Source organism: Streptomyces sp. NPDC060049 (genome assembly GCF_042736715.1).
Lineage (GTDB): Bacteria > Actinomycetota > Actinomycetes > Streptomycetales > Streptomycetaceae > Streptomyces.
The window spans coordinates 129,136-135,135 of sequence record NZ_JBHWVV010000022.1; the positions used below are offsets into that span (position 1 = coordinate 129,136).

7 protein-coding genes are annotated in these 6,000 nt (G+C 73.5%); 6 read left to right on the plus strand and 1 reads right to left on the minus strand.

The annotated features are described in order from the left end of the window. Window positions 1–155: 155 nt before the first annotated feature. From ACFWBY_RS31955 to ACFWBY_RS31965, 3 genes are all read left to right on the plus strand, one after another. Window positions 156–743: a GNAT family N-acetyltransferase gene (locus ACFWBY_RS31955; protein WP_385341159.1), complete on the plus strand. Its 588-nt coding sequence runs from the start codon at window positions 156–158 to the stop codon at window positions 741–743. Between the two features lie 81 nt (window positions 744–824). Further along, window positions 825–1,409, plus strand: coding sequence for a dihydrofolate reductase family protein (locus ACFWBY_RS31960; protein ID WP_385341157.1), 585 nt, complete (start codon window positions 825–827; stop codon window positions 1,407–1,409). Window positions 1,410–1,487: 78 nt separating this feature from the next. Further along, window positions 1,488–1,691 (plus strand): hypothetical protein, encoded by a 204-nt coding sequence (locus tag ACFWBY_RS31965; protein WP_385341155.1) that lies wholly within the window; start codon window positions 1,488–1,490, stop codon window positions 1,689–1,691. Between the two features lies 1 nt (window position 1,692). Here ACFWBY_RS31965 and snpA read toward each other — a convergent pair whose 3' ends face one another. After that, window positions 1,693–2,352, minus strand: coding sequence for a snapalysin (gene snpA / locus ACFWBY_RS31970; RefSeq protein ID WP_385341154.1), 660 nt, complete (start codon window positions 2,350–2,352; stop codon window positions 1,693–1,695). Window positions 2,353–2,564: 212 nt separating this feature from the next. Here snpA and ACFWBY_RS31975 point away from each other — a divergent pair, with 212 nt between their 5' ends. From ACFWBY_RS31975 to ACFWBY_RS31985, 3 genes are all read left to right on the plus strand, one after another. Beyond that, window positions 2,565–3,497 carry a LysR family transcriptional regulator gene (locus tag ACFWBY_RS31975; RefSeq protein WP_385341152.1) on the plus strand — a complete coding sequence of 311 codons (933 nt, stop codon included), beginning with the start codon at window positions 2,565–2,567 and terminating at the stop codon, window positions 3,495–3,497. Between the two features lie 559 nt (window positions 3,498–4,056). Continuing rightward, a complete protein-coding gene (locus ACFWBY_RS31980; protein ID WP_385341150.1) occupies window positions 4,057–4,983 on the plus strand; it encodes a DUF4097 domain-containing protein in 927 nt (308 codons plus the stop codon). Between the two features lies 1 nt (window position 4,984). Further along, window positions 4,985–5,938 carry a helix-turn-helix transcriptional regulator gene (locus tag ACFWBY_RS31985; protein ID WP_385341148.1) on the plus strand — a complete coding sequence of 318 codons (954 nt, stop codon included), beginning with the start codon at window positions 4,985–4,987 and terminating at the stop codon, window positions 5,936–5,938. Window positions 5,939–6,000: the final 62 nt, after the last annotated feature.

Consider the following 6,000-nt stretch of genomic DNA (forward strand, 5'->3'; position numbering starts at 1 on the left):
GGGTGGCCCGGCGCGCAGTGAGCGCGTGAGGCACTCGGCGGACGCAAGCCCTGTTCCGGCACCTCATGGTGCCGGAACAGGGCTTTCGGTCGTTCCGCGGCCAACTCTAGGATCACTTGCGGTGGTTGACCGGTGAGCGAAGGGTGTGGCCAGGAATGCTGGAGATACGTCGGGCGGATCAGTCGGACCGGGACGCGGTGGCGCGGCTGCTGGACGAGGCGTTCCGCGACGACCCGGTGAGCGGCTGGGTGTTCCCGGACCCGGAGCACCGGGCCTCGGTGCACGGCACGTTCCTCGGGGTCTTCGTCGACGTGGCGCTGGCCGAGGGTCGGATCGACTACGCGGCGGACGGTTCGGCGGCGGCGCTGTGGCTGCGGATCCCGGCCGGCGAGCCGGAGGGCGAGGACGAGGTCCCGGCGAAGATGCGCGCGGCGGCCGACCCGGACAACGAGCGGTGCGAGCTCGTCGGCCGGCTGACGGGCGAGGTGCACCCGACCGCCGAGGAGCACGAGTACCTGCTGATGATCGCGGTCGCCCCCGACCGGCAGGGGGAGGGGCTGGGCACGCAGTTGATCCGGCCGGTGCTGGAGCGGTGCGACCGCGAGGGGCTGCCGGCGTACCTGGAGGCGAGCAGCGAGCGCAGCAAGGGGCTGTACGAGCGGCTCGGGTGGGAGTTCACGGGTACGGCGGTGCGGCTGCCGGACGGGCCGCTGATGTGGCCGATGTGGCGCAAGCCGCAGTAAACCCTTGCCATACCACTTCAGTTGAAGTACTTTAACCGACGTGCCCTGATGGGGGTGCACTGTCGAACGGAAGAGAATCGCTTGCGCAAGCTCACGTACTTCATCGCCACCACGGTCGACGGGTTCATCGGAGCCCCCGACGGAGACGGCGAGTTCTTCTACGGATACCTGGACCGCGAGTTCATCGACCACTTGAAGGCGGAGTACCCCGAGACGATCTCCGCCCAGGGGCGCGTCCAGCTCGGCATCGCCGACGCCCCCTCGAAGCGCTTCGACGCGGTCCTCATGGGCAGGGGCACCTACGAGCCGGGCCTCAAGGCGGGCGAGGTCAGCCCCTACGGGCACCTGCGCGAGCAGTACGTGATCTCGCGCTCCCTCACCACCGCCCCCGACCCGGGCGTCACGCTCCTCAGCGGCGACATCGCCGCCCGCGTGCGCGAGCTGAAGGCCCGTGACGGGCTCGGCATCTGGCTGTGCGGCGGGGCGGACCTGGCCACCCAGCTGATCGACGAGATCGACGAGTACGTGGTCAAGACCTATCCCGTCCTCGCGGGCACCGGCATGCCGATGTCGCGGGCCGGCTTCGGGGTCCGCCCGCTGGAGCTGACCGGCGCCACGGTCCTCGGCGGCGGCCAGGTCATCACCTCGTACGCGGTCAAGCGCTGACACCTCGGGTGCGCCGGGCCTCTACGGCCGGTAGGCCGCTTCCGCCCGTTTCGGGCCGAAGCGGCCTACCGTGGAGGTATGGCAGGCGAGGAGCAGCACCAGCGTGAGAGCGGCACGATCGCCCCGCGGGCCGGACACGACCAGCAGACGTGTCCGGCCTGCGGCAACCCCGTCGAGACGGTGGTCAGGCGCCGCAAATCCCTCGGGATCTACGTACCGGAATGGAGCCCGGCCCCCTGCAGGAACCCGGACTGCACACGGTTCGCACCACCGGAGGTCTAGGTCAGCCCTTCGCGTCCAGACCCGACGCGACGAGGCCGTTGGCCCAGAGCTGGTTGACGCGCGAACGCTCCGCCGAGTTCGGCGTGGCGTTCTGGCAGGACGTGCCGGGGCCGCCGCCCGACATCAGCTCGCTGCACGGGCCCGAGTAGTGGTCCGGCAGGCCGAGCACGTGGCCGGTCTCGTGCGCGGTCACCCGGGTGGAGTTGTACTGCTGGTTCTGCCGGTAGTCGAGGAAGATGTAGCCCCGGCCGTGGCCGTCCGTGCTCGCGTAGGAGCCCCGCGAGTCGTTGCCCTCGCGGTAGGAGAAGTTCCCGCCCGAGGAGACCTCCTGCAGCTTGACGTTGGCCACCGAGCTGTTCCAGATCTGTGTGGAACGGGATATCTGGCTGCGGAAGCTCGGCGCGTTGCGCGTGTTGTAGGTGACGGTCACGGCCGCCAGGCCCGGGTTCGCGGCGCGCTGCTCGGCCACCGAGCGCTGGACGGCCTCGAAGAAGGCGCGGTTCGCGGCCTGGTTCTCCTGGGAGCGCTCGTACGCGGCGTACGAGCTCGGGCTGCCCGCGGCGGGGGCGGCGGAGGCTCCGGCCGCCGGGACGACGGCGCCGAGGACGGCGGCGACGCCGAGGCCGACCGCGGACAGGGTGGTCTTGCGGGAGTGACGCATGTGGGGGACTCCTGCTCATCCGGTGTGGGGGGGTGGGTGGTCGTTCGGATCCGGAGTCTGCGGGAGCGGGAGCGGCCGGCGGATGATGTCAGTCCCCGATAACGCCGCCCTATCGGGGAGTTTGCGACAGGCCAACTCCCCTGAGATTGGCGGGATTCGGGGGCACCCCGGTGGCTGGTGCGGTGAGCTCGGCGCGGCCTACCCTCGGGGGCATGGAGCTTGAGGTCAGGCACCTGCGCGCCCTGTGCGCCATCGCCGACGCCGGCAGCCTGCACAAGGCCGCCCGGCAACTCGGCGTGAGCCAGCCCTCGCTGACGACCCAGCTGCGCCGCATCGAACGCGCCCTGGAAGGGGAGCTGTTCCTGCGCGAGCGCACCGGCTGCCGGCCGACTCCCTTCGGGCGCACCGTACTCGGGCGGGCGCGGCCCCTCCTCGCCGAGATGGCCGCCCTCGTCGCCGAGGCGCGGGCGCAGTCCCACGGACCGCGGCTGCGGATCGGCTCGACGGCCAGCCGCGCCCTGCCGGGCTGGCTGCGGCGCCTGCACCGGCGGATGCCCGACACGGAGACGGACCTCGTGGTGGACGTCTCGGCCAACGCGCTGCTGCGGATGGCCGCGTCGGGACAGCTCGACGTGGCGTTCGTGCACGAGGTGGAGGGCAGTCCGCTACGGGTCCCGGCCGGCCTGGAGCTGCGGGTGCTGATGGAGCGCGAGCCGCAGTTCGTGTCCATGGCCCGGGACCATCCGGCCGCGGCCCGGCCCGTGGTGGAGCTGCGGGACCTGGCCGCCGACCGCTGGACCGTGGACCCCTCGGTGGACGGCGAGTGGGCCGGCCTGCGCCGGGTCTTCGCGTGCGCCGGTCTCGACCCGCCCCTCTTGCACGCCGACTACCACACCGCCACCTCGCTGATCATCTCCGGCGAGGCCGTCGCCCCCTGCCAGCCCACCTCCGGGCCGCGCGAGGACATGGCGATCAGGCCGCTCTCGGGGGATCCGCTCGCCGTCCGCCTCCTCCTCGCGACCCGCCCGGGGGCCCATGCGGAGGTGTTCGAGGACCTCCGCGCGGCCTACCGTGAAGCCGCCCTGCGGACCCCGCCGTACCGGGCCTGGCTGCACCGGCACGCGAGCCCGCTGCTGGCGGCGTAGGACCGGCCCGGCCCGGACCGCGTCCGGCCTGCGCCCCGGCCGTCGAAGGCTCCGCCGGGCCGGCCGGGCCGGCCGGGGTGTTCCCCGCCGGCCGGGTCCGGCCGGGCGTCGGGCGGCCCCCGCCTTCCGCGTAGGCCGCGGGCCGCCACGGACCCGGCGGCGGGGCCGAACCGGTCCGCCCGCCCGCCCTCCGCCGCGGGCCGTCAGGAGCCTGCCGGAGCGCGGTCCGACCGCCGGACCTCCTCCCACGGGCACGTCGCCACGAACCCCTCGCCGCCGTCCGCGGCGCCTCCCCGGGACCCGGCGGGCTCCGCCCCGCGCGGGTCCGGGGCGACCGGCATGCCCCCGGTGCGACCGCATCCCCTCAAAGCGATGATTTCGGCACTTTCCCCACGCCCTTGACTTCCCCCAACCGCGATATATCGTGTTAGCCAGAAGACGCGATATGTTGCGTGCGTCGTCAGTCGGTCTCAGGTCGTCGGTCGCATCATCGGTCGCATCGGCGGTCCAGGACTCGGCGGATCCGGTCCGAGCACGTACGCCGAGGAGGAGCAGCACCATGGCAGAGGCAGCGCAGAAGACGTGGTCGGTCGCCGAACCGCAGAAGCTCACCTTCGAGGAGCCGGTGAGCGAGGTCCGCGTCCGCGTGGTCGGGGGCACGGTCAATGTCGTCGCCGCCGACGAGGGGCCGGCCCGCCTCGAGGTGGCCGGGGTCGACGGACCGCCCCTGTTCGTGGTCCAGGAGGGCGGCACCCTCACCGTTTCCTACGAAGACCTCCCCTGGAACGGTTCCCAGGGCTTCAAGAAGTGGTTCGAGGGCAAGCCGTGGAAGGCCTGGTCCACCTCCGACTCCGGCCGCAAGGCGTGGGAGCGCAGCGCGACCGTCACCCTGACGGTCCCCGCCGCCACCCACGTGCAGCTGGCCACCTTCAGCGCCACCGCCTTCGTCTCCGGCGTCGACGGCGGCACCGACATCCAGGGCGTCTCCGGCGACGCCACGCTCGTCGGCCTGTCCGGCAGGGTCAAGGCGCACACCGTCTCCGGCAGCGTCGAGGCCCAGTCCGTCACCGGCGAGCTCGGCTTCCACTCCGTATCGGGCGGGCTGACCATCGTCGACGGCGCGGGCGGCACCGTACGGGCGGACTCCGTCAGCGGCGACATGCTCATCGACCTGGCCCAGGACGACCGGCCGGAGCCGCACCCGGTCGACATCTTCCTCAACTCCGTCTCCGGGCAGGTCGCCATCCGCCTCCCGCACCCGGCCGACGCCCGGGTCGAGGCGAACACCGCCACCGGGGGCGTCTCCAACGCCTTCGAGGACCTGCGCGTCTCCGGCCAGCTGGGCTCCAAGCGGATCACCGGCACCCTGGGCGCCGGCACCGGCACCCTGCGGGCCACGACCGTCTCCGGCTCCATCGCCCTGCTGCGCCGCCCGGCCGCGCAGCCCCCGGCCGCTCCCCTCGCGCTCGACAAGAAGGTGCTCTGACATGCCGCCCGTCTTCGCCCACGGCCGCCTCCGCCTCTACCTCCTCAAGCTGCTCGACGAGGCTCCGCGCCACGGGTACGAGGTGATCCGGCTGCTGGAGGAGCGCTTCCAGGGGCTGTACGCGCCCTCCGCGGGCACGGTGTACCCGCGCTTGGCCAAGCTGGAGTCCGAGGGCCTGGTCACGCATGCGACCGAAGGCGGGCGCAAGGTGTACTCGATCACCGAGGCGGGCCGCGCCGAACTGGCCGACCGCGGCGGCGAACTGGCCGACCTGGAGCTGGAGATCCGCGACTCCGTCTCCGAACTGGCCGCCGAGATCCGCGCGGACGTGAGCGGCGCGGCGGGCGAGCTGCGGCGCGAGCTGCGGGCCGCGGCCGACGCCTCGGCCACGCGGGTGGAGGACGAGTCCTGGAAGGCGGCCAAGGAGGAGCTCCGCAAGGCCAAGGCGGAGTGGAAGGAGCAGGCGCGCCGGGCGAAGGACGAGAGCCGCCGGGCCCGCGAGGAGGCGCAGACCGCCCGCCGCCAGGCCAAGGAGGCGCAGGAACGTGCCCGCGAGGAGGTCCAGCGCATCGCCGGCCAGCTGCAGGAGCAGTTCGTGAAGTCGGGCGGCGTCCTGAGCAATCTGGCGGGAGCCTGGCTCGGCGGTTCCATGGCGGGCACCTCTGCGACGCCGACCGCCCCGACCGCCCCGACCGCCCCGACCGCCCCGGCCGCTTCGCAGGGCCCGGCCCCTTCGGCCGCCTCCGCCCCCGCCGACGGCACGGACTGGGCGCGGGACATGACCGCGACCGGTGATTCGGCCCGTGACCTCGACCGGCTGCTGGACCGCTTCCGCGACGACGTCCGCGACGCGGCCCGCGACCACGGGGTCAGCCCGGCCCAGCTCGCCGAGGCCCGCACCCACCTCGCGTCGGCGGCCTCCCACCTCGCGGCGACCCTGCGGCCCTCCCGCTAGCGGATCCCGCACGCGAAACGGCCCCCGCCGGCCCGCCACCCGTTTCGGGGCGGGGCCGGCGG